This is a genomic window from Pseudomonas salicis (assembly GCF_057128705.1).
The window spans coordinates 818,834-835,262 of record NZ_JBSKHU010000004.1; the positions used below are offsets into that span (position 1 = coordinate 818,834).

The following is a 16,429-nucleotide window of genomic DNA, read 5'->3' on the forward strand; positions in this document are numbered from 1 at the left end:
GGACGTGCACCGGCACGGAAACGGCGATCCGAAACACGGGAAAATCAAGGGGCTGAAATCAGATCAGGCGAAGGGCGGCGCGCGGGGATTGGCGGTGGGCCAATGGAAAGCGGAGGGGATTTCACAGGACGCGACAACCGCAGGTGGTGGGCTGTGTTGCTCGGGGAGGAGGTTGAGGGTCAGGCTGGAGTTCAGCGCCGGGCCCATGCCTCCGGTGGAACATAAGGGGCAACCGAACGCCGCAGACAGCGTCGGGAGCTTTTGATCACCCGGTTTGAATGCCTCGACGGTTTTCAGCGCCCGGCCATCGGTGGAGCAGAATTCACCGCCGATACCGTTGAGTTGCATGCCGACCATCTGGCCATGACCGATGCTGCAGGCGAACACGTTGAACAGGACGCAGCAGTAAAGCATCCATGCGATCAGGTGTCGGTCAGAGCGGGCCAGTTTCATGGCGAGAAATTTAACAGAAGTGAGGCGATGAACGGGGTGCGGCAAATTGGCGCGATGAGCGCAGGCCCACTTCGCTGCCGTGGTAACCTCCGGCGTCTCTACTGTGGGAGCGAATTCATTCGCGAAGAGCCGGTACATCCCACACATCCCTATCGGCTGGACCCTCTTTCGCGAATGAATTCGCTCCTACAAGGACCGGTTAGCGCCCTTCGTGTTGCCCTTCGGACACTTCGGGAGGCACGTCGGCGTCTCCGGCCATGCGTTTGCGGAACAGCCCGGTGCGCGCCAACAGCAGCGTTGTCACGGGCACGGTGATCGCCAGCAGGATCGGGATCAGCCAGGCGTGTAGCACAGGGCTTTCTTTCAACGCCGAGAAATAGACGATCGACGCCAACGCCACGCACCACGCCCCGATCGTCGAGGCCAGCGCTGGGGGGTGCATGCGCTGGAAGAAGTCTTTCATCCGCAACAACCCCAAGGCGCCGATCAATGCAAACACGCTGCTGGCAACCAGCAACAGCGCCGTCAGCACCTCGACCCAAAACGGCAACACCTGCAACGAATTCATTCGATCACCTCACCGCGCAGGAGGAATTTTGCCAGCGCGAACGACCCGACAAAACCGAACAGCGCAATCAGCAGTGCGGCCTCGAAATAGGTGTCGCTGGCATACCGAATCCCCAGCACCAACATCATCAGCATCGCCAGCAGGTAAAGGTAATCCAGCGCCAATACCCGGTCCTGCGCCGAAGGGCCTTTGAACAGGCGGATGAGGGTGAGGATCATCGCCACCGTGAACAGCGACAGGCTGAACAAGATCGCATTGGTCAGCAGCGGGCTCATTGAAAAATCTCCATCAGCGGGCGTTCGTAGGTGCTCTTGAAGTGCTCGATGAAACGCGCCTCGTCGTCCAGGTCAAAGACGTGCATCAGCAACGCGCTGCGATCCAGTGCCAACTCTGACCAGACCGTCCCCGGCACCACGGTGCAGATCATCGACAGCGCGGCCAGCCCGTGGGCGTCGTGCAGGTCGAGCGGCACTTTGACGAACGCCGAACGCGGCGGATTGTGGCGAGCGCGCAATACGCCCCAGGCGACCACCAGATTCGACACCAGCACGTCACGTCCCACCAGAAAGAACAGCTTCAGCGCCACGCCCGGTCGTCGAATCCGCGCAGGCTGCGGGCGCAACGGCGCGAACAGGATCGGCGCAAAGAACCCCAACAACGCGCCGAGCAACAGATTGCCCGCGCTCAGCGACAGGTTGAGCAGCAACCACAGCGCCCACAATGCAAGCGACAACAGCGGGGCAGGAAACACGCGGCTCATGGCTGCACCTCCGCGCTGGCGGTGCTCGGGGAGGGCACCGGTTTTGCGGCCATCACCGACAGCACGTACTGCTGCGGATCATGCAGCGCCTGCGCGGTGTCCTGGGTGTAATGCAGCAGCGCCTGGGCCTTGAACGTCAGGACGATGCAGGCGCCGAGCAGCAGCGCGATGGGCATGCACTCATTGCGGCGCAGCGCGGGAGAAGGGCGGTCCTGCGCGGTCCAGAACCGCTTCATGCCCACGCGCACGAACGCGAACAGCGAAGCCAGCCCCGAGACAATCAGCAGCGAAACCAACGCCCAACTGGCGCCGCGAATGGCTTCGTCTTTTGCGACATCCAGCCCCAGCGGGTTGAGCAGGGCGCTGATCAGCGTCAGTTTGCCGAGGAACCCCGACAGCGGCGGCATGCCGATGATCAACAAGGCGCAGGCGATGAAACTCAGGCCCAGAAACGCCATGGTCCAGGGAATCACCTGACCGACCACGGCCTTCTGTTCGTCATCAAGGTTGGTGCCCGGCAGCGGGTGCAGCGATTCCATGGCTTTGGGCAGCTGATCGGCGTCGTCTTCCAGCGGGATCTCATTGGCCGAACGCGAACGCTCCACCAGTTCGGCGAGCAGGAACAGCGCGCTCAGCGCCAGGGTCGAGCTGACCAGATAAAACAGCGCACCCGCCGTCAGGCTCGGCTGCCCGAAGCCGATGGCCGACAGCAGAATCCCCGCTGACACCAGAATGCTCAGGCTGGCCATGCGTTCCAGCCGCTGGGCCGCGACGATGGAAACCGCCGCCACGGCCAGGGTCGCCATGCCGCCCCAGATCAGCCAGTCGCCGCCGAAGAACGCCGACGCACCGGCCTGGCCCGAGAACAGCAGCGTCCACAAACGCAACAAGGTGTAGGCGCCGACCTTGGTCATCAGCGCGAACAGCGCCGCCACCGGCGCACTGGCGGCGGAATAGGCCGGGACCAGCCAGAAGTTCAGCGGCCACATGCCGGCCTTGGCCAGAAACGCGACCGCCAGAATCGCGGCCCCGGCGTGCAGCAGGCCCAGATCAGCCTCGGAGACTTGTGGGATTTTGACCGCGAGGTCGGCCAGATTCAGGGTGCCGGTCACGCCGTAAATCAGCGCCGCGCCGATCAGAAACAGCGACGAGGCCAGCAGGTTGATGGTGATGTAATGCAGCCCCGCCGACACCCGCGCACGTCCCGACCCGTGGAGCATCAGGCCATACGACGCGGCCAGCAGCACCTCGAAAAACACGAACAGGTTGAACAGATCGGCCGTGAGGAACGCGCCATAGAGGCCCATCAGTTGAATCTGAAACAGCGCATGAAAACTCGCTCCCGCGCGGTCCCAACGGGCCAACGCGAACAGCAGCGCACAGAAGGCGACGATGCCGGTCAGCACCAGCATCAGCGCCGACAAGTGATCGACCACCAGCACGATGCCGAAGGGGGACTCCCAGTTGCCCGGCAAATACACGCCAATCGAACCGGTGGTCCCGGTCTTCTGCACCCACATCATCAGCGTGATCGAGATGCCCAGCCCCAGCGCCGTGGACAGCACATTGATCGCGGCCTTGATCGGGCGACGCTTCTCGCCGATCCACAACATCAACGCGGCGGTCAGCACCGGCAGCAGGATCGGCACAATGATCAGTTGGTTCATCACGCTCATTCGCTGCCCTCCCGACCGTCGACGTGGTCGTTGCCGGTCAGGCCGCGAGAGGCAAGCAACACCACCAGAAACAGCGCGGTCATGGCGAAGCTGATGACGATGGCGGTGAGCACCAGCGCCTGAGGCAGCGGGTCGGTGTAGTTGAGCAAGTCTTGAGGCACGCCGTCCTTGATGATCGGCTCCTTGCCGATGAACAGGCTGCCCATGCTGAAGATGAACAGGTTGACGCCGTAGGACAGCAGGCACAGGCCCATGACCACCTGAAAGGTCCGTGGGCGCAGGATCAGCCACACGCCCGACGCGGCGAGCACGCCGATGGCAATCGCGATGACTTCTTCCATCACATGGCTCCTTGGGAGGTGGCTGGCGCAGGGGTTACGGGCACCGGTTCAATGGGCTGCGGCAGCGACGTCGGGCGATGGCTGCGCACCGATTGGTGGGCCAGCGCTGTGAGGATCAGCAGCGTCGAACCGACGACCACGGCGTACACGCCGATGTCGAAGAACAGCGCGCTCGCCACATGCAGGTCACCGAGGAGCGGCACGTGCAGATGCGCGGTGTGGGTGGTCATGAACGGGTAACCCAGGGCCATCGACCCCAGCCCGGTGGCCAGGGCGAAGATCAATCCTGTGCCCATCCAGCGCAGCGGGCGCAGGCTCATGTGCGCTTCGACCCACTGCGTGCCCGCCACCATGTACTGGAGAATGAAGGCCACCGACATCACCAGCCCGGCGACGAACCCGCCACCGGGCTGGTTGTGGCCGCGCATGAACAAGTACATCGAGACCACGAACGCCACCGGCAACAGCAGGCGCACCAGCACGGCGGGCACCATCATGAAGCCGAGCGCGGTGTCCTTGGCATGACGCGGGTTGACCAGATCCGTGACCACGTCGCGCGCCAACAGGCGTTGCTGCGCGGGCAGGGCGATGCTCTCTTTTGGCGGACGGAAGCGGCGCAGCAGCGCAAAGACCGTCAATGCAACCACCGCGAGAACGGTGATTTCGCCAAAGGTGTCGAAGCCACGGAAATCCACCAGCATCACGTTGACGGCGTTGGTGCCGCCGCCTTGGCTCAGTGCCCGGCTCAAGTAGAACTCGGAGATCGCGTTCGGCGTGGGGCGGGTCAGCATCGCGTAGGACAGCAACGCCATGCCGCCGCCCACCGCCACGGCGAGGATAAAGTCGCGCACCCGACGAACCCGCGCGCGATTGCGTGAGCGCGTGGGCGGGGCGACGTTTTCGTTACGGCGCGGCAGCCAGCGCAGGCCGAGCAGGATCAGTACCGTGGTGACCACTTCCACGGCCAATTGGGTCAGGGCCAGGTCGGGTGCCGAGAACCAGACGAAGGTCACACACGTCATCAAACCGCAGACACCGACCATGGTCACGGCCGCGAGCCGGTGGTACTTGGCTTGCCACGCAGCCCCGAGGGCGCAGGCGATGGCGATCAACCAGAGCATGACGAACACCCCGGACCCCGGAATTTTAGGCCGGTCGCCCCAGGTCAGGCCGCTGTCGTACATCGGCACGAAGCCCGCCACCAATGCCACGAACACCATCAAGAACAGCTGGGCTTGCAGGCGACGGGTGGTGAGCACCTCTTCCAGCGCTCGGGCGATGCGCAGTTTGGTGATCAGCACCGCTTCGAACAGGCGCTTGCCGTTCAGGCGCCCGATCAACGGGGTCTTTTTGAAACGGTCACGTTTGAAGTGCGGACGCAGGAATAGATACAGGATGATGCCCGCCGCCATGGCGATCAGGCTCATGATCATCGGGGCGTTCCAGCCGTGCCAGATGGCGAGGCTGTATTCGGGCAACGTGCCGCCGACCACGGGTTGCGCAGCGGCCGCCAGCAGGGGGCCGACCGACAAGGCGGGAAAAATGCCGACGATCAGGCAGGCCAGCACCAGCAATTCCACCGGCACCCGCATCCAGCGCGGCGGCTCGTGGGGCGTGTGGGGCAGGTCGGTGGCTTTCGGGCCGAAGAACACGTCCACCGTGAAGCGCAGGGAGTAGGCGACGCTGAAGGTCCCGGCGATGGTCGCGATCACCGGCAGCGCGGTTTCGACCCAGGCGGTGGAGGTGATGAACACGGTTTCGGCGAAGAACATTTCTTTCGAGAGGAAGCCGTTGAGCAGCGGCACCCCGGCCATGGCGGCGCTGGCGACCATGGCCAGGGTCGCGGTGTAGGGCATGAGTTTGATCAGGCCGCTGAGTTTGCGAATGTCACGTGTGCCGCTTTCGTGGTCGATGATCCCGGCGGCCATGAACAGCGAGGCCTTGAAGGTCGCGTGGTTGAGAATGTGAAAGACCGCCGCCACCGCCGCCAGCGGGCTGTTGAGGCCCAGCAGCAGGGTGATCAGGCCGAGGTGGCTGATGGTGGAATAGGCCAGCAGGCCCTTGAGGTCGGTCTGGAAGATCGCCGAATACGCGCCGATCACCAGCGTGCAGGCCCCCGCGCCGCTGACGATCCAGAACCATTGTTCACTGCCGGACAACGCAGGCCACAGCCGCGCCAGCAGGAACACCCCGGCTTTCACCATCGTCGCCGAGTGCAGGTACGCCGACACGGGCGTCGGCGCGGCCATGGCGTGTGGCAGCCAGAAATGGAAGGGGAATTGCGCGCTTTTGCTGAGGGCGCCGATGAGGATCAGGGTCAGCAGAACGGGGTAGAGGGCGTGAGCACGGATGGCGTCGCCCGACGCGAGCACCCGGTCCAAGTCGTAACTGCCGACCACGTGGCCCAACAGCATGACCCCCACCAGCAGCGCCAGCCCGCCCGCGCCGGTGACCATCAACGCCATGTACGCGCCGCGTCGGGCGTCGGCGCGATGGTGCCAATAGCCGATCAACAGGAACGAGAAAACACTGGTCAGCTCCCAGAAAAACACGATCTGAATCAGGTTGCCGGACATCACCAGCCCGAGCATGGCGCCCATGAACGCGAGGAAAAACGAGAAAAAGCGCGGCACCGGGTCGTCCGGCGACATGTAATAGCGGGCGTAAAGCGAGACGAGGGTGCCGATCCCCAGCACCAGCATCGAGAACAGCCAGGCGAATCCGTCCAGACGCAGGACGAAGTTGAGCCCGAGGCTTGGCAGCCAGAAAAACTCTTCGCGTATCACACCGCCGTGAGCGATCTGCGGATACCACAACGCGACCTGCACCGCGCCGATCAGGGCGATCAGGCCAGCCAGGATGGATTCACTGTTGCGAGCGTTGTGCGGCAAAAGCGCCGCCAGACAGCTGCCGATGAAAGGCAGAAGCAGTAGAACTATCAGGGACATAGGCTTCTAATCTGCGGAAAAATGTCAAGGATCATACGGTCTGCATCGTGCATCACCAACCGCCAAGATGTCGCAGAATCCTACAAAGACTGTAGGCAGCAGCGTAGTTGACCGCAGATAGTGGCGAAGGTTGATGGCACTCTGTAATGCACCGAGCCCCTGTAGCAGTCCGGCTTGCCGACGGACGGACCTTGATCGGCACCGCCGGCAAGCCGTGCTGCCAGGGAGTCCGCGCAAGTCTTAAAGCCGTGCACGGTCTTCACTGTGGGAGCGAATTCATTCGCGAAGAGCCGGTACATCCGACGCATCTCTAACGCCTGAACGGTCTTTCGCGAATGAATTCGCTCCCACAGGGTGTTGCCGCGTACAGGCCTTCGTGTGAGCGACACTAACCTCCGTACCAGTCCGGCTTGCCGGCGGCAGGGCCCTCAAAACCGGAGGAAACACCCGCGACGATTGGCGCCTTTGCCCATTTAAGCGACAATGCTCGCCAGTTTCCGGAGCGCCCCATGTCTGATTCCATCGAAAGCCTTGCCGTTGACGCGGTCCTCGACGCGTCCGGCCTCAATTGCCCTGAGCCTGTGATGATGTTGCACCAGAAGGTGCGCGACCTGCCGGCGGGTGGTTTGCTCAAGGTCATCGCGACCGACCCGTCGACCCAGCGCGACATCCCGAAATTCTGTGTCTTCCTCGACCACGAACTCGTCGAAAAGCAGGCCGCCGACGGCGTTTACTTGTACTGGATCCGCAAGAAATCCGCGTAAGTCCACCCTTGAAGTGAGCGCAGCGCTGGCCCCCTCGGACACCAGCGCCTACACTGCCGCCACTTCAGGGAGCCCACCATGCGCATCGTTGCCGACGAAAACATTCCACTGCTTGACGCCTTCTTCTCTGGTTTTGGCGAGATCCGCCGCCACCCCGGACGCACCCTCGACCGCGCAGCGGTGGCCGATGCCGACATTCTGCTGGTGCGCTCAGTCACCAAAGTCACCCGAGAGCTGCTGGAAGGCACGCCGGTTCGTTTCGTCGGCACCTGCACCATCGGCACCGATCACCTCGACCTCGATTACTTCAACGAAGCGGGCATTCAGTGGTCCAGCGCGCCAGGGTGTAACGCCCGGGGCGTGGTGGATTACGTGCTCGGCAGCCTGCTGACCCTCGCTGAAATCGAAGGCGCTGACCTTGCCCAGCGCACCTATGGCGTGGTGGGCGCGGGGCAGGTCGGTGGTCGGCTGATCAAAGTTTTGCGTGGGCTGGGCTGGAATGTGCTGGTCTGCGACCCTCCCCGACAGGCAGCCGAAGGCGGCGATTATGTCAGCCTCGACGAGATCATCGCCCGTTGCGACGTCATCAGCCTGCACACGCCTCTGAATAAAAGTGGCGAGCTGCCAACCTGGCACCTGTTTGACCGCACTCGTCTGGAGTCCCTCAAGCCGGGCGCCTGGCTGATCAATGCCGCCCGCGGCCCGATCGTGGACAACGCCACGTTGCGTGAAGTGCTGCTTGAGCGGGAAGACCTGCAAGCCGTGCTGGACGTCTGGGAAGAAGAGCCGCTCGTCGATGTGGCGCTGGCGGACCTGTGCGTCATCGGCACTCCGCACATTGCCGGTTACAGCCTCGACGGGCGTCAACGCGGCACGGCGCAGATTTACCAGGCACTGTGCGCGTATCTGGGCCAGCCAGCGACTATCGAGCTGCAAGACTTGCTGCCCAAACCCTGGCTGGCGCAGGTCACCCTAGACGCCAACACTGACCCCACCTGGGCGCTGAACATGCTGTGCCGGGGCGTCTACGACCCGCGCCGCGACGATGCGGATTTCCGTCGCAGCCTGGTGGGCGATTCATCCAGCCAGCGACTGGCCTTCGACGCCCTGCGCAAACACTATCCGCCGCGCCGGGAAATCGAAGGCTTGCGGGTGAGCCTGAGCGGCCAGTCCGCAGCCTTGCAGCAGATCATTCAGGCGCTGGGTGCGGTGTCGGCCGGCGAGTGATAGGCGTGACTGCAGATACGACGCTCGGGTTGGGCAATCTGCCAAGCCGCACGCAGAAAAAACCCGGCGGGAGGGCCGGGTTTCAAAGGCGTCTGTTCATCAGTCTTGTTTTTCAGGTTTGACCCAATACTTTTCGCATTCCTGACACGCGGCCTGAACCATTTCTTCAGTAATCAGGACCTGATTCCCGTACTCGTCCAGAACAGCGCCGCCCAGTTGAGATTCGGGCTGGGGCCGTACCACGGGTTCTTGATTGCTGCTGTTTTGCAAGCTCATGGCCTGTCTCCTCATCAGGTGGTGCGCTTCAGGTTATCCACGCTCGATGACCGCGCCATGACATCCCTGAACGCTTCAAGCGCGCACGCTCCAAGCGTCCCTTCAGTGCAACAGATGACGGCGTCAATCGCCAGCCGACCGTTAGACCGATCCACTCTAACCGTCCCTGATTAGCGTCATAACGCGGCGCTTTAACAGCGTGGACTCCCTTATCCTGACTGGCAGACAGCGACTGAGTTCAGCAAAACACGACGAGCGTACACAGAGGGGCAGGTGTAGGCTCTGCCCTGAATTTTCCTACAGGTGACTTTCATGGCTTCTGTGTTTTCCGGTCGTCAGCGGCATGCCCTTCGTCTGGCGCTGCGGATGATCGCGCCGTATCGCAAGCAGGCCTTTGGCGCTTTGGTGGCGCTGATCGTCACCGCCGCCATCACGTTGTCCATGGGACAGGGCATCAAAATGATGGTCGACAAGGGTTTTCTGACCCGCTCGCCGGAATTGCTCAACGAAAGCATCGCGCTGTTTATGGTGCTGGTGGTGGCGTTGGCCATCGGCACGTTTACCCGCTTTTATCTGGTGTCGTGGATTGGCGAGCGGGTGGTGGCCGATCTGCGCAAGCAAGTGTTCGATCACCTGGTCAGTCTGCACCCCGGCTTTTATGAGAACAACCGAAGCTCGGAAATCCAGTCACGCCTCACTGCTGACACGACGTTGCTGCAATCGGTGATCGGCTCGTCGCTGTCGATGTTCCTGCGCAATGCCCTGATGGTGATTGGTGGCGTGATCCTGCTGTTTTTCACCAATCCCAAGCTGACCAGCATCGTGGTCGTGGCGTTGCCGCTGGTGGTCGCGCCGATCCTGATTTTCGGGCGACGGGTGCGCAGCCTGTCGAGGGAAAGCCAGGACCGGGTGGCGGACGTTGGCAGTTACGTGTCGGAAGCGCTGGGACAGATCAAGACGGTTCAGGCCTACAACCATCAGGAACAGGACCGACAGCGTTTTTCCCAGACAGCGGAAGGCGCTTTCGAGACGGCGCGTAAGCGGATTCTTCAGCGCTCGTGGCTGATCACTCTGGTCATCGTGCTGGTGCTCGGTGCCGTGGCGGTGATGCTGTGGGTCGGCGGCATGGACGTCATCGCCGGGCGAATCACCGGGGGCGAGCTGGCGGCGTTCGTGTTCTACAGTCTGATCGTCGGCAGCGCGTTCGGCACCCTCAGCGAAGTGATCGGCGAGTTGCAACGGGCAGCCGGCGCAGCGGAGCGCATCACTGAACTGTTGCAGGCCCGCAGCGAAATCACACCCCCGAGCAGCGATCTGCTGACCTTGCCGGAGCGCGTGAGCGGTCACTTGGCCTTGGAAAATGTCAGCTTTGCCTACCCCTCCCGGCCTGAGCGTAACGCGGTCGAGGGTTTGAGCCTGACCATTGAAGCGGGTGAGACGCTGGCGTTGGTGGGGCCGTCGGGGGCGGGTAAATCGACGCTGTTCGACCTGTTGCTGCGTTTTTATGACCCGCAGCAGGGACGTGTGTTGATAGAGGGTGTGCCGGGTGAGCGTCTCGATCCGTTGGACCTGCGTCGCTGTTTTGCCTGGGTTTCGCAGACCCCTGCGCTGTTTTTTGGCAGCGTCGAGGACAACATTCGTTACGGCAATCCCGAGGCCAGCGACGAACAGGTCGAAGCAGCGGCGCGAATCGCTCATGCCCACGAATTCATTCAACTGCTGCCGCAGGGGTATCAGACGCATCTGGGCGATGGCGGAATGGGGTTGTCGGGCGGGCAGCGTCAACGTCTCGCCATTGCCCGTGCGTTGCTGGCCGACGCGCCAATCCTGTTGCTCGATGAGGCCACCAGCGCGCTGGATGCCCAGAGCGAGCATCTGATCCAGCAAGCATTACCCACGTTGATGAAAGGTCGCACCACCTTGGTCATCGCTCACCGTCTGGCCACGGTGCAGAACGCTGACCGAATTGCGGTGATGGATCAGGGGAGGCTGGTAGCCGTGGGCACGCACCGGGAATTGATCGCCAGCAACCCGCTGTATGCGCGGTTGGCGGCGTTGCAGTTCAATGCGGGGATGCAGGCAGATGGATTGAGCGCAGGTTCATTGTAGGCGTGACCGGGGTGGCGGTCACCGTGCTCGCGAAGAGGCCGGTACATCCGACGCATTCTCTGCGTCTGACGCTTTGCTATCGCGAGCAAGCTCACTCCTACAGATTCTCGATCAGCCCTTGCGGTATTCGCACAGGTAGGCGGTTTCGACCGCGACCTCCAGGTCGAATTTGATGTTGGCTGGCAGGTGGAATGCTTTGCCAGCCTCATAGGTTTGCCACTGGGTTTCGCCCGGGAGTCGCACTTTTAACGAGCCCGAGATCACGTGCATGATTTCGCGATCGGCCGTTCCGAAGTTGTACGTACCGGGCGCCATGACGCCGATGGTGGCTGCGCCCTCGGCTTGCTGGAAGGCGATGGACTTGACGGTGCCGTCGAAATACTCGTTGACCTTGAACATGGCTGATCTCCTCGAAAGGGCTGAAAAAGGGCGGACAGTATGCCGAACGTACAAAAGGCCGTCATCCGCTTTGATAAATGCGTCATCGTTCAGGAAGGAATGACCAACGGGATCAACCTCGCCGTGTTGCGCGCGTCGGTCAGAGCCCGGTGTTGCTGGCCATTGAAATGCATGCCCGCCAGTTGCAGCGCGGTATTCAGGCCGCAGGGTTTTTGCAGTTGACGGGCCTGCGCAAACCGCTGTTTGAGGTTGATGTGCGGCAGGCCGCTCAGCTCGCTGGTCAATTGATGCTCTTGCCATTGCAGCGTCAATTGCTCGCGGTCGTAATCACCCCAACTGACCCAGCCCACCAGCCGTGTGCGGTGATGGCTCATCCAGCGTTCAAATTGCGGCCAGATCGTCGTCATGGGCGACGCCGTGTCCACCTGGCTTTGTTGGATATGGGTCAGTTCGCGGCAAAACGGGGTCAATTGCGGCCTGCGCGCCGGGCGCACGAAGCGTTCGAAATGGTCGATTTCGCGGCCGTCCGAATTGACCACGCAGGCGCCGATCTCAATGATTTCCATCTCTGCCACTGGCCATCCGCCCTCTTCGGTGGTGGCCTCCAGATCTATCACCAACCAATGGGGCATTGCTCGCTCCAGTTTCCTAATCCGTGGCACCGTGATGCAGCGTAGCCATATTAGAGCCGTTGCGTCCAACGTGACGATCACGGGTGATCACTGCGTGGGACTCATCTGACGGACGATTGTTTAATCCGGGCCAGGATTTTTTTCGTCGGACAGAAAGGCCAAATGCTGGCCAAGCGCTTGCTTGGTTGAAGCGCTCGGCATAAATTGCCGCGCGACCAGTAGGTTTTGTAGGCGATTTTTTCGCGATCGAGTGAAAGGGCATGGCGGTGGATGAACGCGACACGTCGACGGTGATGCACGGGCTGATCGCGGGCGGACTGATGACCGATCCGGACAGCCCACGGGGCAAGCTGCTGCAAGTGGCGCGCACCTGTTTCGTCACAAGGGGTATGAGCGCACCACCGTGCGGGACCTGGCGGCGGCCGTGGGGATTCAGTCGGGGAGCATTTTTCATCACTTTCGCAGCAAGGATGAAATCCTGTGCGCGGTGATGGAGCAGACCATGGTCTACAACACCGAGGTGATGCGTGTCGCATTGGCGCAAACCCGGGATGTGCGTGAGCGCGTATTGGCGCTGATCCGCTGCGAATTGCAGTCGATCATGGGCGGCACCGGCGAAGCGCTGGCCGTCATGATCTATGAGTGGCGCTCGCTGTCGGCCGACGGGCAGGCGAGGGTCCGGGTCTTGCGCAACGCTTACGAGCAGTTGTGGCTGCACGTGCTGGGGGAAGCCAAGGCCTGTGGTCTGGTGCAAGGGGATGTGGCCGTCACCCGACGTTTCCTGACGGGCGCGCTGTCCTGGACCACCACCTGGTATCGCGCCGAGGGCACTCTGACCCTGGAACAATTGGCGGAGCAGGCGTTGCTTTTACTGTTGAAACAGCCAGATCTGGCCTAAAGCCAGCTTTGATGTCGTTTGACCGTTGTCTAATTGTTCGCGAACGCATAGCTTACGCGTACTCCGATTCGCCAGAGGTGCTTTGTCTTGATGTCTACGCCCGTGCGGATGGCTTTGAAAACGCTGCTGTTGGCCACGACGACCCTGTGGGCCTGGCAAGCGGGCGCGGCGCAGATCGTGCGCATTGGTGCGGCGCATTTTCCGCCGTACACGATTCGCCCTGAACGGGGCGAAGACACCGGGTTGCTGCCACAGATGGTCAGTGCGTTGAACGCCATGCAGAGCGACTACCATTTCGAGATGGTGCCGACCTCGATTCCTCGTCGTTTCCGCGATTTTCAGCAGGAACGCTTCGACATGGCCATTTTCGAAAACCCCGCCTGGGGCTGGAAGGACATTCCCCACGAGGATGTCGACATGGGGCTTGAAGACGCCGAGATTTTCGTCGCCCATCGTATGCAAGGGCGCGGGCAGAACTATTTCGATGACCTGACGGGCAAGCGCCTCGCGTTGTTCAGCGGTTATCACTACGCTTTCGCGCGGTTCAACGCTGACCCCAAGCTCCTGGCCGATCAATACAACGCCACGCTGACCTATTCCCATGACAGCAACCTGTTGATGGTGCTCCGGGATCGGGCCGACATCGCCTTGGTCACCCGCTCGTACCTGAGCACGTTCATGGCCAGTAATCCTGAAGACGCTGATCAATTCCTGATTTCAGACCGGGTCGATCAGATATACCGGCACTACGCGCTGCTGCGACCGAATGCGCCGATCACCGGGGAAAAGTTTGGGGAGTTGCTCAGACAGCTTCGGGAGAACGGGCAGATGTTCAAGATATTCCAGCCGTTCCGGATCGCCGTGACGCCACAGGCCACGCATCACGCCGTGGCGCTGGATGAGAGTGACGGTACGGATTGATAGAACAGAAGGGCAGGCGGGGGCGGCGAGGGTTCACCGCCCGACGCGGTCTAGCGGTCGCGTGCTTCCTTGGCGTCCATTTCGGCGTTGCGCTCGTGGACGCGCTTGAGCTGTTCATCGGTCAGGGGCAGTTTTTTCGCTGAGTCCTTCAGCATCACCAAACCGCCGACGATCGAGCCAATTGCAATTACCAGAATCAACCAGGCATACCAGGGCATGAGGCTCTCTCCTTATTGTGATATCGCTTTGAGCAACGGCGCTGCCCAGTGGTTCCATTGTAGGGGATGCCCGGTCGTGCGGGGATGCGAGTCGGCTTCGAAACGGTGTGACGGTTAGCCCTAGGCTTGGCGGCATCTTTGTCTTTTACCGATCACCGGGTCCCGCCCTGCGATGGGTTCAGCTACAATGCGCGCCGATTTCGACTTGCCAGAGAACCCGCTCATGTCCGTCTGCCAGACCCCCATCATCGTCGCCCTGGATTTCCCGACCCGCGAAGCCGCGTTGAAACTGGCGGACCAACTGGACCCCACGTTGTGCCGGGTCAAAGTGGGCAAAGAGCTCTTTACCAGCAGCGCGTCGGGCATTGTCGAGACCCTGAACGACAAGGGCTTCGAAGTGTTTCTGGACCTCAAGTTTCACGACATCCCCAATACCACGGCGATGGCGGTCAGGGCTGCGGCGGAAATGGGCGTGTGGATGGTCAACGTGCACTGCTCCGGCGGCCTGCGCATGATGGCGGCCTGCCGTGATGTGCTGGATCAGCGCAGCGGCCCGAAACCGCTGCTGATCGGCGTGACCGTGCTGACCAGCATGGAACGTGAGGACCTGGCAGGCATCGGCCTGGACATCGAACCGCAAGAACAGGTGCTTCGTCTGGCGGCATTGGCCGAAAAGGCAGGGATGGACGGTCTGGTGTGCTCGGCGCTGGAAGCTCAGGCCCTGAAAACGGCGCACCCGTCGTTGCAATTGGTGACACCGGGTATTCGTCCCGCTGGCAGCGCGCAGGATGACCAACGCCGCATCCTGACCCCGCGCCAGGCCCTGGACGCCGGTTCCGACTACCTCGTCATCGGCCGCCCGATCAGCCAGGCCGCCGACCCGGCAAAAGCGTTGGCTGCGGTAGTGGCGGAGTTGGCGTAAGCCTCTCCCTTTGCGGCAAGCGCTCTGTAGGAGCGAATTTATTCGCGATTCGGCCGTACAGACGATGCATCTCCATCGCCTGTACCAACGTCTTGCGAATGAATTCGCTCCTACAGGGGGTAAGCGACGCCGCGATTTATGACGTCAGCCAGCTAGAATCACGGTGGGTTTCAATACCCGATCCGCTTCAGGATCGATTCCATGCTTTCTTTCGACGGACGACCATAGAACTTCAGCAGTTCCGAAGCCCGGTTGGTAAAGAACCCGTCGACTCCCCGAGCGCTGATGGCCTTGAAGTCCACCGCGTCGTCCACGGTGTAGGGATGGATGATCAGCCCACGGTCATGGGCCATCTTGTTCATCCAGGGCTGCACCAAATCCATGTAGCTCTGATCGCCGCCGTTTTTCAGCGCCGCCGCAGGGCCTGTGCCAATGGCGCCATGGGCCTTAGCCCAGTCCATCCACGCCGCGAACTCTTCCTTGGATTTCACCTGCTGCGTTGCGTAGAACGCCGCCTTGTCCTTGGCCCCGGAATCCTTGAACGCCTTGTCCGACGCCGCCGGGATATACCCGTCGCCCGTCCACAACAACAGCACTTTTGGCGTGTCAGGCATGGCTTTCTGCAGCAGTTCCAGACTCGGCTTCTCGAACGTCTGCAAGACCACACGGCCCGGCGTATGGGCCACGTTCACATGGCCTTTCTCCGCCGCAGGGCGTTGGCTCAGCCAGCCGCGTTGCTCCAGTTTTTTCTTCAAATCCTCTTCGACGCCGGGAAATTGCGCCGGCACCTTGGTCTCGATGTACAGCCCCGGTTTGTTCTTGCCGCCTTCGGCGATGTCGATCACTTCATCCAGCGTCAGAATCTTCAACCCCACATAGCTGGCGCGGGCGCGATCCGGATGGGCCTTGTTGAACCAGGAGCCCGCGTCCAGTCGCTTGATTTCTTCGAGGGTGAAGCTGCTCAGCGGGTCTTTCACCCGGTCCGGATAGACCTCGGCAACGTTGGTGGTGCGCTCCAGCGTGTCGTCGTGCAAGGCAATCAGCACGCCGTCCTTGGTGCGCTGAATGTCCATCTCCAGATAATCCGCGCCCAGCTCGCGGGCCAGGGTGTACGAGGGCACCGTCTCTTCCGGTGCATTGAACGACGCGCCTCGGTGGGCGATGACCGCAGGCCACGGCACGCCGATTTTCGCGGCCAGCGCCTTGCCCGGTTCGTTGGCTGCCATGGCCGAGCCCGACGACCACATCACAGCGGTCATTGCGGTGGCCAGCACGGTCTTGGAAAGCAAGTGGGTGGAGAGCCTGTTGAGCATGTGA

At 61.8% G+C, this 16,429-nt stretch carries 17 protein-coding genes and 1 pseudogene; 6 read left to right on the forward strand and 12 right to left on the reverse strand.

Annotated elements, in window-relative coordinates; translation table 11 throughout:
- Positions 1 to 63 precede the first annotated feature (63 nt).
- From ACWKWE_RS18310 to ACWKWE_RS18340, 7 genes are all read right to left on the reverse strand, one after another.
- The gene (locus ACWKWE_RS18310; RefSeq protein WP_483851292.1) at positions 64 to 453 is read right to left on the reverse strand and encodes a DUF2946 domain-containing protein; all 390 of its coding nucleotides are present in this window, start codon (positions 451 to 453) and stop codon (positions 64 to 66) included.
- 199 nt (positions 454 to 652) lie between these two features.
- Positions 653 to 1,021 carry a Na+/H+ antiporter subunit G gene (locus tag ACWKWE_RS18315; RefSeq protein WP_483851293.1) on the reverse strand — a complete coding sequence of 123 codons (369 nt, stop codon included), beginning with the start codon at positions 1,019 to 1,021 and terminating at the stop codon, positions 653 to 655.
- On the reverse strand, positions 1,018 to 1,296 hold the full coding sequence (locus ACWKWE_RS18320; RefSeq protein ID WP_166597937.1) for a K+/H+ antiporter subunit F: 279 nt from the start codon (positions 1,294 to 1,296) through the stop codon (positions 1,018 to 1,020). The genes ACWKWE_RS18315 and ACWKWE_RS18320 overlap by 4 nt, the downstream gene beginning before the upstream one ends.
- Positions 1,293 to 1,781, reverse strand: coding sequence for a Na+/H+ antiporter subunit E (locus ACWKWE_RS18325; protein ID WP_483851294.1), 489 nt, complete (start codon positions 1,779 to 1,781; stop codon positions 1,293 to 1,295). The genes ACWKWE_RS18320 and ACWKWE_RS18325 overlap by 4 nt, the downstream gene beginning before the upstream one ends.
- The gene (locus ACWKWE_RS18330; protein WP_483851295.1) at positions 1,778 to 3,457 is read right to left on the reverse strand and encodes a monovalent cation/H+ antiporter subunit D; all 1,680 of its coding nucleotides are present in this window, start codon (positions 3,455 to 3,457) and stop codon (positions 1,778 to 1,780) included. Before ACWKWE_RS18330 ends, ACWKWE_RS18325 begins: the two co-directional genes overlap by 4 nt.
- A complete protein-coding gene (locus ACWKWE_RS18335) occupies positions 3,454 to 3,798 on the reverse strand; it encodes a Na+/H+ antiporter subunit C (RefSeq protein ID WP_108237088.1) in 345 nt (114 codons plus the stop codon). The genes ACWKWE_RS18330 and ACWKWE_RS18335 overlap by 4 nt, the downstream gene beginning before the upstream one ends.
- The gene (locus ACWKWE_RS18340; RefSeq protein WP_483851296.1) at positions 3,798 to 6,746 is read right to left on the reverse strand and encodes a monovalent cation/H+ antiporter subunit A; all 2,949 of its coding nucleotides are present in this window, start codon (positions 6,744 to 6,746) and stop codon (positions 3,798 to 3,800) included. Before ACWKWE_RS18340 ends, ACWKWE_RS18335 begins: the two co-directional genes overlap by 1 nt.
- Positions 6,747 to 7,255: 509 nt before the next feature.
- Here ACWKWE_RS18340 and tusA point away from each other — a divergent pair.
- Both tusA and pdxB read left to right on the forward strand, forming a co-directional pair.
- Complete coding sequence (tusA, locus tag ACWKWE_RS18345) at positions 7,256 to 7,510, forward strand: sulfurtransferase TusA (RefSeq protein ID WP_166597941.1); 255 nt, start codon at positions 7,256 to 7,258, stop codon at positions 7,508 to 7,510.
- Positions 7,511 to 7,588: 78 nt separating this feature from the next.
- Positions 7,589 to 8,737, forward strand: a complete 1,149-nt coding sequence (gene pdxB / locus ACWKWE_RS18350) for a 4-phosphoerythronate dehydrogenase PdxB (RefSeq protein ID WP_483851297.1) — start codon at positions 7,589 to 7,591, stop codon at positions 8,735 to 8,737.
- 99 nt (positions 8,738 to 8,836) lie between these two features.
- Here the strand turns inward: pdxB and ACWKWE_RS18355 are convergent, their stop codons facing one another.
- Entirely contained in the window at positions 8,837 to 9,013 is a 177-nt protein-coding gene (locus ACWKWE_RS18355; RefSeq protein WP_166597943.1) for a PA1571 family protein, read from the reverse strand.
- A gap of 312 nt (positions 9,014 to 9,325) precedes the next feature.
- Here ACWKWE_RS18355 and ACWKWE_RS18360 point away from each other — a divergent pair, with 312 nt between their 5' ends.
- On the forward strand, positions 9,326 to 11,122 hold the full coding sequence (locus tag ACWKWE_RS18360) for an ABC transporter transmembrane domain-containing protein (protein ID WP_483851298.1): 1,797 nt from the start codon (positions 9,326 to 9,328) through the stop codon (positions 11,120 to 11,122).
- A 111-nt stretch (positions 11,123 to 11,233) separates the two neighbouring features.
- Here the strand turns inward: ACWKWE_RS18360 and ppnP are convergent, their stop codons facing one another.
- Positions 11,234 to 11,521, reverse strand: coding sequence for a pyrimidine/purine nucleoside phosphorylase (ppnP, locus tag ACWKWE_RS18365; protein WP_483851299.1), 288 nt, complete (start codon positions 11,519 to 11,521; stop codon positions 11,234 to 11,236).
- Between the two features lie 89 nt (positions 11,522 to 11,610).
- Complete coding sequence (locus tag ACWKWE_RS18370; RefSeq protein ID WP_483851300.1) at positions 11,611 to 12,153, reverse strand: 3'-5' exonuclease; 543 nt, start codon at positions 12,151 to 12,153, stop codon at positions 11,611 to 11,613.
- A gap of 293 nt (positions 12,154 to 12,446) precedes the next feature.
- On the opposite strand from ACWKWE_RS18370, the pseudogene ACWKWE_RS18375 reads away from it, so the two are divergent.
- A pseudogene (locus tag ACWKWE_RS18375) lies at positions 12,447 to 13,051 on the forward strand (TetR/AcrR family transcriptional regulator).
- Between the two features lie 90 nt (positions 13,052 to 13,141).
- Positions 13,142 to 13,972 carry a substrate-binding periplasmic protein gene (locus tag ACWKWE_RS18380; protein WP_483851301.1) on the forward strand — a complete coding sequence of 277 codons (831 nt, stop codon included), beginning with the start codon at positions 13,142 to 13,144 and terminating at the stop codon, positions 13,970 to 13,972.
- Positions 13,973 to 14,022: 50 nt separating this feature from the next.
- On the opposite strand, the gene ACWKWE_RS18385 is transcribed toward ACWKWE_RS18380, so the two are convergent.
- On the reverse strand, positions 14,023 to 14,190 hold the full coding sequence (locus ACWKWE_RS18385) for a DUF2897 family protein (RefSeq protein ID WP_166597948.1): 168 nt from the start codon (positions 14,188 to 14,190) through the stop codon (positions 14,023 to 14,025).
- 223 nt (positions 14,191 to 14,413) lie between these two features.
- On the opposite strand from ACWKWE_RS18385, the gene pyrF reads away from it, so the two are divergent.
- On the forward strand, positions 14,414 to 15,112 hold the full coding sequence (gene pyrF / locus ACWKWE_RS18390; RefSeq protein ID WP_483851302.1) for an orotidine-5'-phosphate decarboxylase: 699 nt from the start codon (positions 14,414 to 14,416) through the stop codon (positions 15,110 to 15,112).
- A 170-nt stretch (positions 15,113 to 15,282) separates the two neighbouring features.
- Here the strand turns inward: pyrF and ACWKWE_RS18395 are convergent, their stop codons facing one another.
- Positions 15,283 to 16,425 carry a glycerophosphodiester phosphodiesterase gene (locus ACWKWE_RS18395; RefSeq protein WP_166597950.1) on the reverse strand — a complete coding sequence of 381 codons (1,143 nt, stop codon included), beginning with the start codon at positions 16,423 to 16,425 and terminating at the stop codon, positions 15,283 to 15,285.
- Positions 16,426 to 16,429 lie beyond the last annotated feature (4 nt).

Bases quoted from the DNA above. Each gene is read 5' to 3' on its own strand.
- ACWKWE_RS18310 (WP_483851292.1), bottom strand. From the start codon at position 453: ATGAAACTGGCCCGCTCTGACCGACACCTGATCGCATGGATGCTTTAC.
- ACWKWE_RS18315 (WP_483851293.1), bottom strand. From the start codon at position 1,021: ATGAATTCGTTGCAGGTGTTGCCGTTTTGGGTCGAGGTGCTGACGGCG.
- ACWKWE_RS18320 (WP_166597937.1), bottom strand. From the start codon at position 1,296: ATGAGCCCGCTGCTGACCAATGCGATCTTGTTCAGCCTGTCGCTGTTC.
- ACWKWE_RS18325 (WP_483851294.1), bottom strand. From the start codon at position 1,781: ATGAGCCGCGTGTTTCCTGCCCCGCTGTTGTCGCTTGCATTGTGGGCG.
- ACWKWE_RS18330 (WP_483851295.1), bottom strand. From the start codon at position 3,457: ATGAGCGTGATGAACCAACTGATCATTGTGCCGATCCTGCTGCCGGTG.
- ACWKWE_RS18335 (WP_108237088.1), bottom strand. From the start codon at position 3,798: ATGGAAGAAGTCATCGCGATTGCCATCGGCGTGCTCGCCGCGTCGGGC.
- ACWKWE_RS18340 (WP_483851296.1), bottom strand. From the start codon at position 6,746: ATGTCCCTGATAGTTCTACTGCTTCTGCCTTTCATCGGCAGCTGTCTG.
- tusA (WP_166597941.1), top strand. From the start codon at position 7,256: ATGTCTGATTCCATCGAAAGCCTTGCCGTTGACGCGGTCCTCGACGCG.
- pdxB (WP_483851297.1), top strand. From the start codon at position 7,589: ATGCGCATCGTTGCCGACGAAAACATTCCACTGCTTGACGCCTTCTTC.
- ACWKWE_RS18355 (WP_166597943.1), bottom strand. From the start codon at position 9,013: ATGAGCTTGCAAAACAGCAGCAATCAAGAACCCGTGGTACGGCCCCAG.
- ACWKWE_RS18360 (WP_483851298.1), top strand. From the start codon at position 9,326: ATGGCTTCTGTGTTTTCCGGTCGTCAGCGGCATGCCCTTCGTCTGGCG.
- ppnP (WP_483851299.1), bottom strand. From the start codon at position 11,521: ATGTTCAAGGTCAACGAGTATTTCGACGGCACCGTCAAGTCCATCGCC.
- ACWKWE_RS18370 (WP_483851300.1), bottom strand. From the start codon at position 12,153: ATGCCCCATTGGTTGGTGATAGATCTGGAGGCCACCACCGAAGAGGGC.
- ACWKWE_RS18380 (WP_483851301.1), top strand. From the start codon at position 13,142: ATGTCTACGCCCGTGCGGATGGCTTTGAAAACGCTGCTGTTGGCCACG.
- ACWKWE_RS18385 (WP_166597948.1), bottom strand. From the start codon at position 14,190: ATGCCCTGGTATGCCTGGTTGATTCTGGTAATTGCAATTGGCTCGATC.
- pyrF (WP_483851302.1), top strand. From the start codon at position 14,414: ATGTCCGTCTGCCAGACCCCCATCATCGTCGCCCTGGATTTCCCGACC.
- ACWKWE_RS18395 (WP_166597950.1), bottom strand. From the start codon at position 16,425: ATGCTCAACAGGCTCTCCACCCACTTGCTTTCCAAGACCGTGCTGGCC.